The organism is Trebonia sp., assembly GCF_030042015.1.
Classification (GTDB): domain Bacteria; phylum Actinomycetota; class Actinomycetes; order Streptosporangiales; family Streptosporangiaceae; genus Trebonia.
Genome location: NZ_JASIAL010000194.1, coordinates 1 through 18,728, shown reverse-complemented (window position 1 = coordinate 18,728; position 18,728 = coordinate 1). Strand labels below are relative to the sequence as shown.

Genomic DNA, 18,728 nt, shown 5'->3' with positions numbered 1-18,728 from the left:
GTATCAGAGACGTATCAGAGCAGGCAACGGCATGATCAGGTATGACAAACTACTACCTGCCGACCGCTTGGGGTCTTGGCAGCTGGCTAGGGGGCGGGCGATGTCAGCACAGCGGGCAGGGATTTGATGGACGAGCAGACGGTCCAGGATTTCTGGCAGCATCACGCGTGCGGCGACGCCCAGGTGGGCGGGCTGCGGGAGCGTTTCGGCGGGGACTACGAGAAGTTCTTCACCGACTATGACCGGTTCCGGTACCGGACCGAGAGCCACCTGCTGATGTGCTTCGACGCCCTGAACCTGGACGGCAAGCGGGTCCTTGAGATCGGACTAGGCGAAGGCGCCGACTCCGAGAGCCTCATCCGCCGCGGCGCGCTCTGGTCCGGCGTTGACCTGACCGCCGAGTCGGTGGAAAGGCTCCGGACCCGGCTGACGTTGCGGAACCTTCCCTTCGAGGACCTGCGGCAGGGCAGCGTGCTCGAGCTGCCCTTTGCGGACAACACCTTCGACATGGTGTTCAGCCACGGCGTGCTGCACCACGTGCCCGAGATCAGCCAGGCCGAGAAGGAGATCCACCGGGTCCTGCGGCCGGGTGGCGAGCTGGTGATCATGATGTACGCCCGCTGGTCGCTGAACTACCTGGTGTCGATCGCCCTCATCCGCCGCGCGGCCGTGCTCGCCGGGTACCCGCTGGCCAGCATGGGTGTCATCAAGTCCGGTGACGGCGCGGGCGGCATGCTCGGCGCGCACATCGCCAACGCCAGGAAAATCGGACTCGGCCGGTACCTGCGGCTTGCGGAGTTCACGCACTACAACACCGACGGCCCGGCCAACCCGTACGCCCTGGTGTATGACCGCAAGCGGATCTCCCGCGACTTCCCGTCGTTCCGGGTGACGCGCACCTACAAACGCTTCATGCACGCGCCGCCGCTCCCGGTGCACGGCCTGCCCGGCCAGACCCTCATGGGCTGGCACCTGTGGGCCCACCTAGAGCCCGCCAGCGGCGGCGCGGTCGGCTCGTGAAGGTTAGCCCTGTCCCGCGCATCGCGGGCGCGCTCTTGTTCGAGCCGGTGCCGCACACCGATGAGCGGGGCTTCTTCTCCCGGACGTTCGACGCGGACATCGCCAGGGAAGCCGGACTCGATCCGGATGGCTTCATCCAGGACAGCGCCTCGCGCTCGGCGCGCGGGGTCATACGCGGGCTGCACCTGCGCCGCGGAGCAGGCGAGGCCAAGCTGATCCGGTGTTCTTACGGTGCCATTTTCGACGTCATCGTCGACCTGCGCCCGGGCTCTCCCACCTATCTGAACTGGGAGAGCTTCGAACTGCGCGACACGCCCGCCGTCTCGCTCTACGTGCCGGCCGGCTGCGCACACGGATTCCAGGCGCTCACCGACCCGGCGGACGTGTCGTACCGGATCGACCGGGCGCACGACCCGGCCGAGGACGTATCGATCGCCTTCAACGACCCCGAACTCGCCATCCCATGGCCGCTCCCCGTCACGATCATGTCCGGACGGGACAGGAATGCACCGCCGCTCGCGGCCACGCTGACACTGCTTTGAACTGAGCGCGTTCAACCGGAACGAGCCGCCGCGCCTGCCCCGCCCGCGCCACTCCGCCCGTCCCGCATTTTGTCCGCGGGCAAGAATGATAGCATATGTAAGCATGCGGAACTTGCTGGTCAGAGACGTTCCCGATGACGTTCTCGCCGCTCTGCAGCGCCGGGCTGAGCGGCGCGGCCAATCCTTGCAGCAGTTCCTCACCAGCGAACTGCGCCGGCTTGCCGAGCGGCCGAGCATTGATGAGGTGCTGGACCGCATCGAACGCCACACTGGGGGTCAGGTGGGCTTGCGCCAGGCTGTCGAGGACCTCGGCGAGGAGCGGTCCGGGCGTTGATCGTCCTCGATGCTTCGGTCCTGGCCAACGTTGTCGGCGATGACGGCGGCGACGGCCAGCGAGCGCGGCTGGAGTTCCGCAACGCCGGTGACGTCGCCGCACCTGACCTTGCCGACGTCGAGACTGTCGCGGTGCTGCGCAAGCGGTGGATCGCGGGCACGGTCTCCGATCAAAGGTTCGCCGCCGCGGTCGATGACCTCGGGCAACTCGATATAGACCGGTATCCCGCCCTCCGGTTTATGCGCCGCGCCTAATGAGCTACGCGCGAACGTGACAGTGCATGACTCCGTCTACGTTGCGCTCGCCGAGGCCTTGCGCTGCGAGCTGCTGACCGCTGATCAGCGCCTAGCCCATGCTTCCGGACCGCGATGCACCATCCGCCTGCTCCAATGAAGTTTTCTCAGCGATTTTCAGCCGATCATCTAACCCAAAAACTCCACCTCAGCCGGGCGTGCCTTTAGAGCCGACGGCGGTTGGTGCCGTCGGCTACCTGGGTGTTTCGCGCAGCGGGTTAGTTAGTACTCCAGCGACACTTCGTGATCATGCGGGTGCGAGGGCGCGTCGGCGGTAGTGGCAGGCTCGGGCGGTGGCCTGGTGCCGACGTCGCCAGCGTGACCAGTGGAGCTGGGCGGCGGGGGCGGGTGGCTACTGGGACAGGCCCTGGCCGAGGCTCGAGACTGCGGACGTGGCTGCTCGCGCGGCGCCTGGTGCGCTCGCGCTGCTCGTAGTAGCCGGTGCCGAGATCGCGGTGGCGATGGTTCAGGTAGGAGCGCAGACGAAGATGTTGGCGGGCCGCGTAGCTATCGGCCCACAGCCGAGGGTGCATATCGGTGGTTGGAGCAGACGAGGAAGACGGCGCTTCCGGCTGTCCGACCTTGTCCGACTTATTGCGCGGAAAGTGATCACAGCGACGCACATCACCATACTTCTGTAACGGGAACCAGAGTGGGTGCAGGCATAGCGGAGGAGCAGGCCGTGTGCGCGATCGCCGTGGGGCAGGGCGTGGTTGCTGGAAGCAGGCAAGATTGTGGTTTCGATCACCAGGCTCGTAGTTCCAGATGCACCGACCGCTAGTGTGACGCCGGGTGGTCACGCTGTGGCTACTATGTTCAACCAGGAACACGAATCGTAAACACATCACGACAGACTCCACTGCAGAATGGAATTGTGACAAATTTTGACCAAGGCGACTGGGCCAACTGCTGGACTTGTCGAAAGATCACAGGCATACTGCTTGATGTTCTCGGCCTTGCTATCGGAGCACTACGCCTGGGTAGCCGCAGAAGTAACTCGGCCAAGGTTACTAGCTGGTAAACCTTGATGCAAGGTGATGCGTCGTACTAGTGATGCGATGCCCAAACGTAACGGGGAGATTTCTCCTATTCACCGCTTCCCTAAACCATGGGGAGCGGAGCTGGCTAACGCTGTTGACACACCGGAGGGGCGGTCCGCGTGCCACTACTAACGATTTGCCAGGGTGCCGTTGAGTCGGCTCAGGCGGGAGCCAAAGCAAGGAAGTCTATGTTGGTCGACGGTGGTTCACGGTGAGTTCAGGAGTCATTGAGCCAAACATCCCGAGGTATCACGAGCCCGAGACGTCAACTCAAATCGCGGGAATCGAGACGCTTCGGTCGTTGTCCTTGAGTCATCATGCGGCTACCAGGCAAGTACGGCCTCTCTCTTCTTCTAGAGCCGATAGTTACAGATACGCAAATCGGCCAGCTCACATGCCCGGGCAGGGTATGTCAGAGTCCACAGCTGCGCGAAGGTCATATGCCGCAGTACGCGAACGCGGACCTAGTGGAAGCGGAAAAGTAGCCAGTCACCTCTCCGACACCCCCTCGGCGTTGGCTTCCCAGATCGCAGGGCTGGAGCAACTGAGGTGGATAGGCGAGCAGCAAGCCAGCGCGAATATCAGGAGAATCCTCGAGCCGATCACGGAGGAGAGCAATGTATGGGAAGGCGAGCGCAGGAGCGGTGCTAGCGGCGTCGGGCGCCCTAGCGGTGGGACAGACCGTGGTGGCAATACTAATCGCCGCGACGGCAGTACTTATCATCGGGGGTCTAGGCGTCTACCGGTTGGCGACACGCCGGGGACGAAGGCAGCCCGCGCGATAACCGCTGCAGGTGCGGTTGCGATCCTCGCTGGCGCTGCGGTAATGGTGTCCGGCTTGCCGGTCAGCGTCATCCTGATCGCATACTGGATGCTTGGCGCGGCGGTGATCAGCGCCTGCCTCATCTCTTTCGTGAAGGGTCGCCGGTTCACTCGCCTGCCCGTCGCGGCGGGTCCCGTTCTAGCGCTGATCCCCGCCTACAACGAGGATCCGGAAAGCCTCGCCGCATGCGTGCGGAGCCTACTTGTGCAGACCCGCCCGCCCGACCGGATCATCGTCGTCGACGACGGCTCAGTCGTCCCGGTAGTGCCGACGACCGCAGACCCGCGAGTGACATGGATCAGGCAGGAGAATAAGGGCAAGCGTGGCGCTCACGTTACCGCACTACGTCAGTTCAGCCGACGCGATCACCGGTTCGTAGTCACGGTCGATTCTGACTCCCGTCCGTACCCGGACGCGCTCGAGCATCTCCTGCGGGCCATGTCGAGCAGGCGCGTTCAGGCTGCAACCGGATGGCTGTACATCCGGAACTATGCAGAGTCCTGGGTAGCCAGGGCGGCAGACATAGATATCGGCGGATCGTGCGTCATGATGCGAGCCTCCCGGTCGATGCTTGGGGCACTGGAGACCACCTCAGGGGCGCTGGCCATCTACCGTTCGGAGATCCTGTACGACCATCTAGAAGAATATGCGGTGGAGTGCGGAACTGGGGATGACCGGTGGCTGGCAATGCGGGCGCTACTTCGCGGCGACGTCGTTGGCGTGGCGGAGGCTAGGGTTGACACAGATATGCCTCCCACGCTGAAGGGGACGTTCCGACAGCGGCTGCGGTGGGCAAGGTCATGGTGGTGGATGGTGCCGTTCGCCTATGCCCGGCTTTCGCTGAAACAGCTTATATCCCCGACATATGGGCTGGTGCAGCTCGGGATCGCCCCAGTCATCCTCGGATGGACGGCGTTCGCGTGGATGATGGGGATTCACGGGCGGCTAGCTCACCCGCTGGCGGCGCTTGTGTTTCTCGGCTCCTACTTGGCAGTTCGCTATGCATTGTCGGCCCTGTATCTGGCCGGGCGCCCAGGCATGAGCCGGCGGGATAAGCTCATCTCGCTGGCTGTAGGCACTCCAATAGCTGTGTTGCTGAACCTGTTCCTGCTCATGCCGGTACGCTATTACGCGTTGACGCGGCTGAAGGATAACCGCTGGCAGACGAGGGAGGTGGGGGCGCAGGCATGAAGTGCCGAGTTGCGCTCTGCGGTCTCGGTATCGTTCTCGTGCTTGCTGGATGCTCGGGCGCTGCCACTTCGGCTCCCCCGTCGGCAGTGTCCGCTTCCGCGCCCGTTTTGACAGGTGTGTTCGAGCCTGGCGTTCCCCTCTCATACACGCCCGTAGAGAAGTTCGCCGCCGCGACGGGCATTCAGCCGCGCATCGTGCTCTGGTATGGAGGGTGGGGTGACCCATTCTGGACGGAATTCGCCCATGAGGTGGCCGCACATGGCGCACTCCCGCTTGTCCAGGTGAACCCGGGCCAGGCAACTATGGCATCGGTCGCGGCGGGCAAGTATGACGCTTATCTCCGCTCTTACGCGGACGCGGTACGGAAATTCGGTGGTCCCGTGGTTATCGGATTCGCACCAGAGATGAATGGTACTTGGTACCAATGGGGGCGTGGACATACTCCGCCATCGGAATGGGTTGCGGCATGGCGCCATATTGTCACTCTATTCCGCGCACAGGGCGCCCGGAATGTGATCTGGCTGTGGACCGTGAACGCGGTCAACGCCGCGGAGAAAGCTGACCTCCGTGACTGGTGGCCTGGGGCCTCATACGTGACATGGGTGGGAATTGATGGCTACTTCTACTTTGCATCTGAGACATTCGCCTCGGTGTTCGGACGCACCGTAGCCGAAATTCGTTCGTTCACACAGGACCCTGTGCTAATCTCGGAGACCGCAACAGGTCCTGTGGCCGGCCCGTCGAAGATAGCGGAGCTGTTCGCCGGAGTGAAGGCCGACCACCTGGTCGGCTTCGTCTGGTTCGACCAAGCGCAGCACGACGGGATCTACCACCAGGACTGGAGGCTCGAGGATAACCCGACGGCACTGGCCGCGTTCCGGGCAGCAGTGAAAAAATATAAATGAGCCCTTATAACCATGTCCAGTCATGCTAGCAAGACGGCAGTCATAGACATAAGTGGAATTGCACAATGACGATGAGCCATGATTCGGTGGGTTTGGCGAGTTCAACAATTGGCATAATAATATAGTCCCTCAGTCGATCCGATCGCCAGTAAGACCATGCGTTGCACAAGCCGGGAGACAGCGGCGGCAAAAGTCACCCCGTGTACGTGTGCTAACCACCCCTGACTTGCGCACTTAGTTGGCCCGAGAAGGGTGTGTCATTCGTCGCTTGTCGCGCGCCCCTTGAAGTGGTAACTCTCCTGGAGTTCATTGAAGTCTGCTCGCATCTGATCCGGCAGTATGAGTTCCGTCTTGTAATCATTCGATATAGGGCGGACCAGCTCGATGGCCCGATCCAGCCACCTCTCATCGCCAGAGGATAGGCCTAGCCAGTCAACCACAGACTTCAGCTGCTTTCTGGGCTCGCTAACAAGGTCCTCGAGCCGCAACTCCAGGAGACGCGGGTCTAGCCGCGACTGCCAGGCATTTATCTCGCGGACGGATACCAGCCACTCATAGGCACCCCGCTGCTCGTCTGTAGTCAGATGCCATACTTCATCGGGGTAGTACCCGGCTTCTCTTCCGTCTCGGACAAGGGCGGTCCATTTCGCGCCGCTTACGCCCCACCAGTTATTCAGCGGCGGACCGAACGCCATGCGCCTAGCCCCTGAGGCCTTCCGCTCGATCGACTGCGCAACATCGACACCGTCGCGCACGATATGCACGAACCGGGCGCTCGGAGCTATGGCGTCCAGGAACCCGAGGCGAAGTGCGTTAACAGGGCTCTTCTCCACAAGAGTTAAACCACATCGCGGCGACATAACCCGCTGAAAACGTACTCTCGTGTCCTGGGTCACCGCACGCGAATCCAGCATGCAGTGGTGCTCGCCGTGCCTATAGATCTGCAGGAAGTCTGTAGCCGGGTGGACCGCGGCCCATAGGTCATACGGTTCGCAGATGAATTTGACCCGAGGGTGCCTGGCGATGAGCTCGCCAAGCAATGTCGTCCCTGACCGTCCGCAGCCTACGATGAACACGGGTGAAAAGTCGTCGGCCGCCGACACGGGCATGAGCCTTGCCCGCGCCTCCGTGCTTACACTCCGGGCGAAATAATAAGTACTCCGCGCCAGCGGCACCGCGAATTCGGGAATCAGTGGGGCGATTTTCGACCGATACGCACTTGTCATGTTGGATTTCATACCTTCCGCCCGCTGGATTTCCTTCAGGCCTATGCATCGAACCAACACGTGGAGGTGAACAGTAATTCGGCCTATTGGCCTCATTGCGACGCTGCGAGTGACTGGGCTCTTGCTGTGCGTGACACACCATAGCACCGGCCACAGCCCCCCGGGGCGGAATATGAGAGAACACCTTGCGATCTGTTGTTATTTAAGGGGACTAGTCCCAATTGTCAATGAGGTTTCTCAGCAAGTATGAGCCGGTCACTCGCGGCATAACCCCCATCTGGGCAGGTACCCGGGCATAACTGGAGATCCCCGGGTACCGCGGAGCCCGCGGTACAAGAGGTCTCGACCAAGATCCCCTGCCCGTTTCCAGAGGCTCCGCGTGATCTTGTATCGTGTTACCCTTGACGCATAAGACCTCCCGGAAACCAGCATTGAGCATGATAATAGATCAAATGGGATCGTATAGGGCCCCTTCCGACCCATGATCTCAGTGTCAGGCTTTGTGGTGCCCGCTAGATGATGGCGGGTGCGGGCTGCCTGGTGACTCACCCATGATCTGTCCCCTGCTGGTGCGGGTGTGGCTTTCTCATGACTTGTCCAGGGCGGCCCGGTGTGCCCGGGACCCGGGGCGGCGTGGCTTGATAAGGAGCCTGGCCTGCTGCCTCAGCTGAGATGTGCCCGCCGTCCCGGCCCGGGCGCCTCCACGGCAACTGTGAGCGTGAGGAGACACCTGGTCATGATGGTATTCGGAGTAGACCCGCACAAGCAGGCCCGCACCGCGGCGGCTGCGGATGAGCTGGGCCGCAAGATAGCGGAAAAGACGGTCCGGGCGCGACAGGAGGGGTACCGGGAGCTGATCTCCTGGGCGCGGGACCTGGAGCCGGGCGGGCGGCTGTGGGCGGTGGAGGACGTGCGGCACGCGGCGTCCGGGCTGGTGCGGGAGCTGCTGGCGGCCGGGGAGGAGGTCAGGTTCATCCCCGCCCGGCTGATGGCCGGGACCAGGTCGGGGGGCCGCGAGCGGGGCAAGTCCGGCCCGATCGATGCCCTGGCCAACGCGCGGGCCTGCCTGCGCGAGGACGTGTTCCTGCCCGCCGCCCGGCTCAACGGGCAGGTGCTGGAAGTACGGCGGCTGGCGGATCACCGCGATGACCTGGTGGCGGAGCGGACCCGGGTGATGAACCGGCTGCGCTGGCTCGTGCACGACCTGGACCCGGACCTCGCGCCGCCTCCCCGGGCGCTGACCGGCGCGAAGGGCCGCGCCCTGCTGGAGGCGGGGCTGCGCGCCCTGCCCGGACCGGCCGGCCGGCGCGTCGCCCTGTCCCGGCTGGACGACGTTGCCCGGGCCTCCGCGCAGATCGCCGTCCTGACCAGGGACCTGCAGGCCCCGGTCAGCGCGCTGTGCCCGGAACTGCCGGCCATCTGCGGCGCCGGCGTCGTCTCCGCCGCCCGGATCCCCGGCGAGACCGGCGACATCCGCCGGTTCCGCAGCCCGGCTGCCTACGCCCGGCACAACGGCACCGCCCCGATCCCCGTCTCCAGCGCCCTCAGCGACGTCCACCGCCTCAACCGCGGCGGCAACCGGCAGGTCAACGCCGCACTGCACCGCGCCGCCCTCACCCAGGCCCGCTGCCACGACGGCGCGAGAGCCCTCCCGGAACGCCGCGCCACCCAGGTCCGCGAAACCCGCAAGGCAGCCCTCCGCGTCCTCAAGCGCCACCTGTCCGGCATCGTCTACCGCGCCCTCCAAGCCGGCGCCTGGCGCCTCGACCAGCCTTCCCCGCAAGCCGCTTGACATAGGAGCGTCATGGAAACCGGGGCCGCCGGGCGCCCTGCCCGGTCCCGGAATATCCGGATAAAACGGGCATATGCCACCGCATACCCCCACCCCCTCCGCCGCCTCCACGACCCGTCCGGCCACCTCGCTGGTTTCGCAGCCGGCATCGCCCCGATCGCGCAGCCTTTCGTAACCCGCGCCGTTGAGAATCTATAGTGCCGCGTCAAGCAACCTTGTTCTGGTAACTGGTCCAGGTCCGGATCACTGATCCGGGGGCGAAGTTGTGCCTGGGCTGGGCGCGGGCGTTGTGCCAGCGCAGGCAGGCGGCGATCGCGTCGCCTTGCCCGGTGTGGGTGCGGTGGCCGGTGCCGTTGAGCGCGAAGTACCGCAAGGCGGTGAACTCGGGTTCGGTCCAGTTCAGCCAGGAGGCGTTCACCGGAAGGTACACCAGCCCGGCGTTGCCGGCGGCGGCCCGGCCGGTGACCTCGGGGTGCTTGTGCGGGGAGAAGTTGCCGCAAGTCAGGTAGAGCCTGCCGGCTGGCCAGCGCTGGCGCAGCAGCTTGAGGAAGGACAGGAACTCCTGGTGGCGCTTGCGGCCGCGGATCCGGTAGGTGATCTTCCCGGTGGCCAGGTCCAGGGCGGCGAGCATGTGCCGCACGCCGCCGGTGCGGTGGTAAGTGGCGCGCAGCCGGGCCGGGTGCCCGGCAGGCCGCCAGGCACGGCCGGGCCGCGGCTGCAGGTTCGGCGGCCCGAACTCATCAGCGCAGATCACACGCCCCTCGGCGGGCGGGTGATCGTACAGGTCCAGCACGCGGCGCAGCCTGGCGGCGAAGTCCGGATCAGCCGATGCCTTCCAGGTCTTGACGGCCTGCCAGCTGATCCCGGCCGCGCGCAGGATCTGCCGGATGCTCTCCCTGCTGATCGAGGCGACCATCCCGGCGGCCACGACGTGCTCAGCGAGCTTGCTTAAACTTCACGCGCTGAACACCAGGCCCAGGTCACGGGGGCAGCACCGGGCCAGCAGGCAGATCTGCCGCCGCGCGTGCTCACTGATCGTCTTCGGCCTGCCCCCGCTCCATTTTGGGTTCAGCGCCGCGAACCCGGTCTCGTTGAACGCGTGGATCAGCCCGCGCACCACGATCGCCCGGCGAAGCCTCACCGGGTCCCTGGACGTGCGACCGATCCGCTGCAGCCGGCGCCCCTCGGTCATCGTGACCGGCCGGACGAACACCCCTGGCGGACGTCCCATGGCTACCTCCGAGAACTCACCCGAAAGCAGCCTGACAATCACACGGCTAAAGATCAATTACACGAAGAACGTTCCTGGACGGGGCACTAGTGAGTCTCGAACATCCTCCACGCTATCGTCGCTGGAAAAGCGCTCTACCCATCCCAACATAGGCTCAAGCATCTCCTGCACTTCAGGAGTAAGCAGCCTCGCAAATGACCAAGATCAAAACCGCAGGGGGGAGGGCTCGCCAGTGCCGCCAAACCCATGCGGGGGCAGCTGGCCCGCGCTACCGTACGGCCCAAGCTGCAGGGCAGCCGCACACGACTGCGGAACACGGAAACGCCCCGCCACCCTGCCGGGTGACGGGGCGCACGCGCACCTGGAAGTCTTCAGGCCCGCGACGACTCCTTGATCGTGGCGGCGAACCGCCGCCACGATTCCGGGGCGAACGCCAGCACCGCCCCCGCCCGGTCCTTGGTGTCCCGCACCATGAGCACGCGCGCGGCAGTACGTCGACACGCGCCACACCGGTTCGCCAGCCATGTCCTCACCCTCTGATCTCTGCCATGAGCCGCTGTGAATCTGCGGGCACAAGGCGCAGCTCATGATCATGTTAAGCGCTGCGGAGATGACCGCCACTTCCTTGGGTTCTTCCGCCACCCGGCCGGCATCCCATCCCTCCAAGTAGGCCACCGGCGGTTCATCCTCGAACTCGAACAGCGCCACCGGGCCGTCCGCGCCTGGCGCGTCCGTGGCGGTGAACGGGAGCACCTGGATAACCGCCTGCGGAGATCCCGGCATCTTGACCAGGTGGTCCAGCTGCTCGCGCATCACCTCCGGCCCGCCCACGCACTGCCGCAGCACCCCCTCGGCGATCACCGCCCACAGCCTCGGCGGACTGTCGCGGCCGAGGATCTCCTGGCGCTCCAGCCTGGCCTGCACGGTCTGCTCCAGAGCGTCCGGCCGGTCATAGGGGCGGCACGCGCGGATCACCGCCCGCGCATACGCCTTGGTCTGCAGCAGCCCCGGAATCCCGCGCTGTCCCCAGTCAGCGATCACCGACGCGCGGTCCTCATGCACCACGCGCGGCCCGAACCACGCCGGATAAGGCCCGGCAATCATGTCCCGGTAAATCCGCGCGAACACGCCGGGCATCCCGAACAGCACATCGCATTGCGCGGCGAACTCACGCTGCGGCTTCCGCTCACACGCCTCAACCTTCTGATACAGCGACCTGGACACCGTCAGCCGCTGCGCGGCTTCCGGCTGCGTAATCCCGGCATAGGCGCGCCTGCTAGTAGCCGCGGGCGCGGTCGACGACGTTGAGGAGGGGCTGGCCGTCGAGGTAGCGCCGGAGGTTGCCTGCGAACAGCCGCCGCAGGGGCTCGGCCATGGTCGTGTCGCCGCCGGCGGAGATGTGCGGTGTCAGCAGGATCTGGGGCAGTGCGGTCAGCTCGGGCCGCGGCGGCCGGCCGGCGAGCTCGCCGGCATAGACGTCCAGGACAGCGCCGCGGATCCGCCCGGCGGTGACGGCCTCGACGAGGGCGTCCTCGTCGACCTCCTCGCCCCTGGCGACGTTAATGAGCACCGCTTCCGGCTTCATCGCCGCGAACACCGGGGCGTCGATGAAGCCGCGGGTCTGGGCGGTCAGCTGAGCGCAGACGACCAGGAAGTCGCTGTCGGCGGCCACCTGCAGGATCCGGCCGGCCGGCAGGACCAGGTCCGCCCCGTCAGCGCCGGGCAGCGGGGCGGTGACCGAACGGCGGGTGCCGATCACCCGCATGCCGGCCGCACGCGACAGCCGGGCCACCTCCTGGCCGATGCCGCCCAGGCCGATGACGCCCATCGTCGCCCCGGCCAGCGTCCGCATCTGGTAACCATGCCGGGTGAACTGGCCCGCGGCCTTCTGCCGGGTGGCCTCGTGCAGGCCCCGGGCGAAGTGCGCCGCCGCCGCGAGCGCATACTCGGCGATGGCCGTGGCCGCCACCGCGCCGCGGCTGCTGGTCAAGGTGACCCTCGAGTCCCACAGGTCGGTCCCGGCCAGGTTCGAGACCCCGGCCTGGGTGTGATGCGCCCACACCAGGCGCGGCGACAAGGCGGCCAGGTCACCGGGGACCGGGTAGCCGACCACCAGCACCTCGGCCTGCGCCAGAATGGCCGCCAGCCGACCGGAATCGGGCGCCGCCGGACCGCCCGATCCTGCCCGCCTGCCCGGGACGGCGAAGTTGGCGTCCAGGACCCGGACCCGGGGATCGACGTCGCTCACGAACGACAGGTCCCGCCCCAGGATCGGAGCCATCACCGCAACGTTGACCTCGTCCATGCAAACCTCCGTCCTCCTCAAGCGTGCCAGAGCCGGAACCGCCCTCCCCGGGCAGGCTTGGAACGGACCGGAAAAGCGGGGACATTGATGCTCTGCGAGCTTCGCCGGCGTGGCCGGAGACCCAGAAAAGAGCCACTTGCGGTGTGGGGTGCGGCTATTCTCGGTCCTGATCCGCGGCCTGGTCTGGCCAGACGCCGATGTGGTCGGGCTCCTCCTGCAACTCGACCCGTTTGCGCATGCGCAGGCGCCTGGTCATCTCGCGCGGCAGCTGAACCCGGCCCGCCCGGTCCAGCGTCGCGTACTCGCGCGCGTGCAGTGTGGTGTTGCCGCGCTCGTCGGTGGCCGCATGCCGTATCGTCTCGCTGCTCGTCTTGCCGTCCCTGATCGCGATCGTCCGGCGAACCTGCGACGACACCGCCGGGTCGTGGGTGACCACCAGCATCGTTACTCCGAACTCGGTGTTGGCGGTCTGCAGGGCGGAGAAGACGTCCTGGGCGGTGGAGGAATCCAGCTCGCCGGTGGGCTCGTCGGCCAGCAGGAGCTTCGGCTCATTGGCAAGCGCCGTGGCGATGGCGGCGCGCTGCTGTTCACCGCCGGACATGCGGTCCGGAGTCCGGTCGGCGCAGTGCGCGATGCCGAGGGTGTTGAGCAGGAAATCGGCGCGCCGCCGCCGCTCCCGGCGGCCGACCACGTTCAGCCGCATCGGCAGCAGCACGTTCTGCCGGGCGGTCATATAGGGCAGCAGGTTCCGCGACGTCTGCTGCCAGATGAAGCCGACGACGCTGCGCCGGTAGGCGAGCCGCTCCTGGGCGGTCATCGTCCCCAGGTTGTGGCCAGCCACCCACGCCGCCCCCGCGGTCGGTGTGTCCAGCCCGGCGAGGATGTTTATCAGCGTGGATTTGCCGCTGCCCGCCGCGCCGATCAGCGCGGCCAGCTCCCCCTCGGCGATCAGCAGATCCAGCCCTTGCAGGGCCTGCACTTCGATGCCCTCGCCGGAGTAGATCCGGACCAGCCGGTCACAGACGATCATCCCGTCCGCACCGGTGGGGGCCTGCTCCTCCGGGATATGTCCAGCGGGCTGGGTCATGTGCCGGGCCTCCTTCAGTCAGCGATCCGCAGCGCCCTGGCACCGCCACGGTAGTAGGTGATCAGGGCCTGCACGGCCAGGACGAGCAGCGCGGCCAGCACCAGCCCGGCCGCGGAAACGATCAGCGGCAATGCGGCGGGAGTCACCACGATGGCCGACCCGGTCCCGCTGATCACCGCCAGGTTCAGCGCCGGCCCGACCAGCGGCGCGAGCAGCCAGGCACACGCGACGCCGCCGATGGCGGCGGCTATGACCGGGGGAAGCGTCTCGGCCGCCAGCATCAGCTGGGCCTGCCAGCGCCGCAGCCCCATCGTGGCCAGGCCCGCCAGCGTCATCTCGCGGGTCCCCGCAGTGAGCAGCAGCGACAGCAGCAGCACCAGCGCGCCGAATCCGGCCGCGGTAGCCAGTCCCTGCGTGAGGGCCGTCTGCGCCGCCTGCAGCACCGGCGCCGTGGTGAGCGCGGCGAGGGCCGTGGCACGCAACGTCACCACCGCGGCTGGCAGCGCGCGGGCGACAACCGCGCTCAGCCGCGCCCCGTCCAGCCCGGGCCCGGCGACCAGCATCAGATCCGGCCCGGGCGGATTAGGCCCGAGTGCCTGAACTGGCAGCACGACGACGGCGTCCGTGGTCGCGCCGGGGACGCTGCCGATCCGTCCGGCCAGCCGGACCGGGATCGTGCTGGCCCCCACGGTGACGTAGGTCGGCGCGGTGCCGACAAGCTGGGCGGCGGCGGGGGTGGCGACCGCAGGGAAGGTCGCGGACGTCCCGGCCTTCCCCGACAGCGCGGCCAGCGGGAAACGGGGGCCGGGCGCCTGATCGAGCACCGCGGCAAACCGGGCCGGGTCGACGAACATCACGTACAACTCGAACCCGGCGGGCACAGACCCGGGGTCTTGCACCGCGGTAGCGGTGGAGACGACGCCCGGGACGGCAGAGACCTGGCGCTGCAGCGCCGGGGTGATCACCTGACCGGGCGGGGCCGAGATGATCGCGTCGGCGCCCACCTGCTGCCAGGATGCGGCCACCTGGCTGCGGGTTACCGACGCGGCGACCATGTCAGGGAACGCCACCATGGCCAGCACCAGCACCAGGGCGAACGACGGCAAGACGGTGCCGGGCGGGGTACGGGTAGCCCGCGTCAGGCCGACGAACGCGACCACCCCGCGGGAGCGGCCCGCGATCCGGGCCAGCTCGCGGGCGAGCGGAGGGTAGCAGCGCAGCACGACGACCGCCACAGGGACCGCGAGGAGCACCGGCGCCGCGCTCGTGTACAGGCCGCTGCTTCCTGAGCTCACGCCTTGGTCCCTGAGCACGACAAGCCCGCCGACGGCCAAGGCGACCAGCGCCGTCTCGATGACGATCCGCCGGGCCGCCTGCTTACGGCCGCCTGCCCGGCGCGCTCCTGCCCGGCCCCCGGCCCGGCCGGTGACCGGCGCCGCCACGCGCTGCGGGACCACGCTGATCAGCACCGGGCCGAGGAGGGTCACGGCGATCGTGAGGCCGGCCAGCCACCAGCCCACCGCGTCGCCGTCGCCGGGGGTCAGGCCGATGGCGAGTGCCGCGGCCGCCGCCCCGGCGGCCGCGGCGATGACCACGCTGACGCGTAGCACCAGCCAGGCGAGCTGATACAGCGCCGCGCCCCTGGCACGCATGAGCGTGAACTCCGCGGCGCGGCGCTGGGCGACCAGCCGGGCGCCGAGCAGCACCACCACCGCCCCCATGACGGCCAGGCTGACGTACAGCAGCTCGAGCACGGGGGCGGCGGCGCTCTCCCCGGCGACGAACGGCGACAGGATCGAGGGGATCTGCGAGTCGATCGTCACCGTGACCGGGTTCTTGATCCGGGGGACCAGGAACGTTGCCCCGGAGGAGACCAGGCTGGCGACGCTGGCATCCACCCCGCTGGCCTGGCCCGCGGTGAGCCGGCCGAGCGCGGTCGCGTACGCCCAGATCACCTGCATCTCACTGGTGCCGTACCTGGACTCGATCAGCGGCAGCGCACCGGGGCCGATAAAGACCGCCCCGATCCAGTACGGCGGCTGAGCCGACGTGCCTGCCAACAGCGCGGGCCTGGCCACCGCGGGATCCTGGGTCCAGAAGGCGGCAGCCGGGTTCGCAGGCCGGACGATTCCTGTGACCACCAGCTGCACAGGCCCCGCGTTCAGCCGGTCGCCTACCCGCAGCCCGAGCCTGGCCGCGGTGGTGCTGGTCACGGCCGCCTGCAGCACGGCCCGCTGCCCGGCCACCGAGCCGCCGACCGGGAGCCGTCCGGCCACGATATGGCTGTAGCGGGCCAGCGCCGTCCGGTAGGCCAGCTCGAACTGCGGCTGCCCGTACCCGGCGGCCTGGGCTGCCCCGCTGACCGGCACGAAGCCTGTGGTCAGGCCCGCCCAGGCGGGCGGGTCGCTGACGACCGGCACCCCGCCCGCGGCCAGCCGCGCCCGCAACGAGGCGCCGATCGCCGCGATGTCAGTGGCCAGCACCTGCCCGGTTTCGTCCAACATGGACGTCTCACCCGCCATCCCGATGACGGTCTGGTCGGCGGGCTGCGAAGCCGCGATCACGCGCTGCAGCGCCCCGTCGCGCAAGCCAACGCTCTCGCGCGGGATCGCCAGGCTGGCCAGGACGGCGGCGAACACGAGCAAGGCGAAGGCGACACTGGCCACGGCGCCGGTGCCGGTCAGCGTCACCCAGGCGGCGCGCGGCCGCAGCCACAGCGCTGTCATCCCGCCTCCGCCCGCAACCGTGCCGCCGGGTCGGGTCTGCGCAGCACCGTCAGGGCCGCGGCGGCGGCGGGCACGGCCGCGGTGACGAGGGCCAGCGCACCGGCCAGGCCAAGCGGCACTATCACCAGGGCCCACGGCACCGGCTGCGTCGCACCCGCGGTCAGGGTGAGCGCGGGCACGATCAGCTGGGCCAGGCCGATCCCCGCCAGCAGGCCCGCGGCCGCGGCCGGAAGGCTGAGCGCGCACTGTTCCAGGCACAGCTGACCGGCCTGGGCGTTTTTCCCCACACCGAGCGCGGCGAACACCGCGCTCTGCGTCCGCCGCGAGCGGAGGCTGGCCGCGACGCTGATCGAGAACCCGAGCACGCCGAGCAGCACCGCGGCCGCCCCGATGGCCAGCATGGCCTGCCGGGGAGCCGTCAGCAGCGCGTTGCCGAGCAGGGCCGCCTGCTGGCTGGCGAGGCCGGAGACAGACAGGCCGAGGCCGGCCGGCAGCCGCGGTACCTGGCCGTCAGCGGTGCGCAGCCACAAGCGAGTCACCGGCAAGGGCGGCCCCTCCGTGACGAGCACGTCATTGACGGCCCCGAGGTCGACGATCAGCGCCCCGCCGTTTCCGAAGACGGTCGGAAAGTTGACCACCGACGCCACGATCTGGACCGTGACCGGGGAGCCGTTGACCTGAACCGAGATGGCCGATCCGATGCCGAGCCGGTTGGCCGCCAGGTAACCGTCGGTGGCGATGGCCGGGACGACCTGGGACGGCGGTGGCACCGTGACCGCGATCGCCGCAATGGCGGACGTGGGATTGAAGCCGTAGTCGAGCTGGACCTCCACGGACGGATCGTGTCCTGGAGTAAACGTGAGCCGCTGTCCGCCCCCGGCGACGCCTCGCCAGCCCCGGACCGATGGCGGTGCCCCGTCCGATGGCGGGTTCTGCCCGTAAGCGTTCGGCGGCCCTATCGGGACGACCGGCGACGATCCCGTGGGCGACCACGTCCGCAGGACGTCACCGTAGGAGAACGGCCTGCCGAACGGGCCGCTGGCCGTCTCGGCTACCGCGAGCGAATCGACGGTGAGGCTGGCGGTCTGGGCCGACGCCGGGCTGGCCGGGTCGTACGGCGGCAGGACATAGGTAAACGTGAGCCCGAGCAGCCGCACCTGCTCCAGACCTGGCAGCGTGAAGACCAGCGAGTGCGGGCGACCGTCGACGGGCAGGCTCCCGGCGGCGGGTATCTGGTAGACGCCGCCGCCGGCCACCTGGATCGAGGCCGTGACTGTGACTGACCCGAGATCCCTCCGTACCGCGGCCGCGCTGCTGCGCGGGCCCGCCCCCAGGGCCGCGACGACCTCCAGCCGGTAAGGCTTGCCGGGCAGCGCCAGCCCAGACGACTGCGACGGGGTGATGCGCTGCCACAGCGCGCTCAGCGGAAGCGGCGACAGGTCGGGACGGAGCAGGATCGTCTTGCCCGCCGTGCTCGCGTCCAGCGCGATCAACTGGCCTCCGTTGCCGATGCTGGCGACGCCGGCCGAGGTCGCGGCGGTAACACCAGGTGCCCGTGCGATCGCCTCGGCTGCGCCTGGCGCCAGCGCGGCCGCGGAGTTCACCTGCACGTCCGAGCCGACCGCGAAGGCGGCCTGGTCCGCGGCCGAATGCCGCCAGCTCGCATAGCCAGCCAGCGCCAGCGTGGTGGTCGCCGTCGCGACGACGACGAGCAGGGCCGGGCCCGCCTGGCGGATCGGCCGCCTGGCGATCTGCCAGCTCACCATGGCGGCGGCCAGCCGCCGTTCGCGGTCGGTCGCCTTGTCGGCCAGCCTGGCCAGCAGCGGCAGCCCGCGGAGCGGGATGAGCGCCACCGCGGCCAGCGCGAGCGCGGGGGCGACGGCAACCACCGGATCGATCCCGAGCGATCCCGCCGCCGGATGCGCGACCGCCGAATAGCCGCGCAGTTGCCATACCGCCACCGCGGCGAGCGCTACCAAGGCCAGATCGCCGCCCGCCCAGGCGATCGTCGCGAGCCGGGCCTGGCGGCCGCGGCGGAGCCTGGCCGCACCGGGGGTCGGGGCGTGCAGCGCCGGCCAGGACAGCACCGCGGCGGATAGCACCAGCATGGCCAGGGCCGACAGCCAGGCCAGCGCGGTGATGCCGCCCGCGGCGCCGTCCAGGCGCAGGTTGCCCAGGCCGGCCGACAAGGCGACCGACCGCGAACGGCGGCT

15 protein-coding genes and 1 pseudogene are annotated in these 18,728 nt (G+C 68.1%); 7 read left to right on the top strand and 9 right to left on the bottom strand.

Annotated elements, in window-relative coordinates; genetic code table 11:
* Nucleotides 1–126 precede the first annotated feature (126 nt).
* The 6 genes from Q1N79_RS09980 (at nucleotide 127) to Q1N79_RS09955 (ending at nucleotide 6,148) form a co-directional block, all read left to right on the top strand.
* On the top strand, nucleotides 127–1,020 hold the full coding sequence (locus Q1N79_RS09980) for a class I SAM-dependent methyltransferase (protein ID WP_300607251.1): 894 nt from the start codon (nucleotides 127–129) through the stop codon (nucleotides 1,018–1,020).
* On the top strand, nucleotides 1,017–1,562 hold the full coding sequence (rfbC, locus tag Q1N79_RS09975; RefSeq protein ID WP_300607248.1) for a dTDP-4-dehydrorhamnose 3,5-epimerase: 546 nt from the start codon (nucleotides 1,017–1,019) through the stop codon (nucleotides 1,560–1,562). The genes Q1N79_RS09980 and rfbC overlap by 4 nt, the downstream gene beginning before the upstream one ends.
* Before the next feature lie 103 nt (nucleotides 1,563–1,665).
* On the top strand, nucleotides 1,666–1,896 hold the full coding sequence (locus tag Q1N79_RS09970) for a hypothetical protein (protein WP_300607245.1): 231 nt from the start codon (nucleotides 1,666–1,668) through the stop codon (nucleotides 1,894–1,896).
* On the top strand, nucleotides 1,893–2,150 hold the full coding sequence (locus Q1N79_RS09965; protein WP_300607242.1) for a type II toxin-antitoxin system VapC family toxin: 258 nt from the start codon (nucleotides 1,893–1,895) through the stop codon (nucleotides 2,148–2,150). Before Q1N79_RS09970 ends, Q1N79_RS09965 begins: the two co-directional genes overlap by 4 nt.
* Nucleotides 2,151–4,067: 1,917 nt before the next feature.
* Nucleotides 4,068–5,243 carry a glycosyltransferase family 2 protein gene (locus Q1N79_RS09960; RefSeq protein WP_300607239.1) on the top strand — a complete coding sequence of 392 codons (1,176 nt, stop codon included), beginning with the start codon at nucleotides 4,068–4,070 and terminating at the stop codon, nucleotides 5,241–5,243.
* Between the two features lie 116 nt (nucleotides 5,244–5,359).
* Nucleotides 5,360–6,148, top strand: coding sequence for a glycoside hydrolase family 26 protein (locus Q1N79_RS09955; protein ID WP_300607237.1), 789 nt, complete (start codon nucleotides 5,360–5,362; stop codon nucleotides 6,146–6,148).
* Nucleotides 6,149–6,405: 257 nt separating this feature from the next.
* Here the strand turns inward: Q1N79_RS09955 and Q1N79_RS09950 are convergent, their stop codons facing one another.
* Nucleotides 6,406–7,374 carry a sulfotransferase gene (locus Q1N79_RS09950; RefSeq protein WP_300607235.1) on the bottom strand — a complete coding sequence of 323 codons (969 nt, stop codon included), beginning with the start codon at nucleotides 7,372–7,374 and terminating at the stop codon, nucleotides 6,406–6,408.
* 736 nt (nucleotides 7,375–8,110) lie between these two features.
* On the opposite strand from Q1N79_RS09950, the gene Q1N79_RS09945 reads away from it, so the two are divergent.
* Entirely contained in the window at nucleotides 8,111–9,166 is a 1,056-nt protein-coding gene (locus Q1N79_RS09945; RefSeq protein ID WP_300607232.1) for an IS110 family transposase, read from the top strand.
* Nucleotides 9,167–9,371: 205 nt separating this feature from the next.
* On the opposite strand, the gene Q1N79_RS09940 is transcribed toward Q1N79_RS09945, so the two are convergent.
* From Q1N79_RS09940 to Q1N79_RS09910, 8 genes and pseudogenes are all read right to left on the bottom strand, one after another.
* On the bottom strand, nucleotides 9,372–10,094 hold the full coding sequence (locus tag Q1N79_RS09940; protein WP_300607229.1) for an IS630 family transposase: 723 nt from the start codon (nucleotides 10,092–10,094) through the stop codon (nucleotides 9,372–9,374).
* A 27-nt stretch (nucleotides 10,095–10,121) separates the two neighbouring features.
* Entirely contained in the window at nucleotides 10,122–10,397 is a 276-nt protein-coding gene (locus Q1N79_RS09935; protein WP_300607226.1) for a helix-turn-helix domain-containing protein, read from the bottom strand.
* 371 nt (nucleotides 10,398–10,768) lie between these two features.
* Entirely contained in the window at nucleotides 10,769–10,870 is a 102-nt protein-coding gene (locus Q1N79_RS30640; protein ID WP_367185052.1) for a DUF397 domain-containing protein, read from the bottom strand.
* A gap of 106 nt (nucleotides 10,871–10,976) precedes the next feature.
* Nucleotides 10,977–11,660, bottom strand: a pseudogene (locus Q1N79_RS30635) (Scr1 family TA system antitoxin-like transcriptional regulator); the annotation flags it as partial.
* Between the two features lie 13 nt (nucleotides 11,661–11,673).
* Nucleotides 11,674–12,702 carry an NAD(P)-dependent oxidoreductase gene (locus Q1N79_RS09925; RefSeq protein ID WP_300607220.1) on the bottom strand — a complete coding sequence of 343 codons (1,029 nt, stop codon included), beginning with the start codon at nucleotides 12,700–12,702 and terminating at the stop codon, nucleotides 11,674–11,676.
* Nucleotides 12,703–12,856: 154 nt separating this feature from the next.
* Complete coding sequence (locus Q1N79_RS09920) at nucleotides 12,857–13,789, bottom strand: ABC transporter ATP-binding protein (protein WP_300607217.1); 933 nt, start codon at nucleotides 13,787–13,789, stop codon at nucleotides 12,857–12,859.
* Nucleotides 13,790–13,803: 14 nt separating this feature from the next.
* On the bottom strand, nucleotides 13,804–16,515 hold the full coding sequence (locus Q1N79_RS09915) for a hypothetical protein (protein ID WP_300607214.1): 2,712 nt from the start codon (nucleotides 16,513–16,515) through the stop codon (nucleotides 13,804–13,806).
* The coding region (locus tag Q1N79_RS09910) for an FtsX-like permease family protein (RefSeq protein WP_300607211.1) at nucleotides 16,512–18,728 on the bottom strand (2,217 nt) is incomplete at its 5' end. The genes Q1N79_RS09910 and Q1N79_RS09915, both read right to left, overlap by 4 nt.